Source organism: Ochrobactrum sp. SFR4, from assembly GCF_019730395.1.
Taxonomy (GTDB): domain Bacteria; phylum Pseudomonadota; class Alphaproteobacteria; order Rhizobiales; family Rhizobiaceae; genus Pseudochrobactrum.
In genome coordinates this window covers 1-312 of record NZ_JAAPBB010000534.1, presented here as the reverse complement: position 1 = coordinate 312, position 312 = coordinate 1, and the positions used below count along the sequence as shown (strand labels likewise).

Here is a 312-nt window from a genome sequence, read left to right as displayed (position 1 = left end):
GGCGGGCTTCCCTTCTATCTCTGTGTATAGCCAGCACCAAGAGGCTCTCCAGTGTCCCCTCTTGTTCTTTCTGGGGCAGTCCCTGACCCAATATCCTTTTTCTTTGTATTAGGCACACTGATCTTTAGTCAGGAATTCTCTTCTGTTGCCAGGTACTATCTTCCTAGGTTCCCTAACTACTGTGGCCAGTATGTTCCTCTCTCGTCTTTTATCTCTCTTTAGCTCTCTAACTTTTTCTCTTTTTTTGTCTCTTTTCTTCCCTAGCTTCCTGTTCTTTTTACCTCTTTCTCTGTAACTTGTACTAACTCTCAG

1 protein-coding gene is annotated in these 312 nt (G+C 43.9%); it reads right to left on the bottom strand.

Annotation, left to right across the window (positions count from 1 at the left end; translation table 11 throughout):
• Window positions 1–108: 108 nt before the first annotated feature.
• On the bottom strand, window positions 109–312 hold a 204-nt coding region (locus HBA93_RS20135), incomplete at its 5' end, for a hypothetical protein (protein ID WP_221724457.1).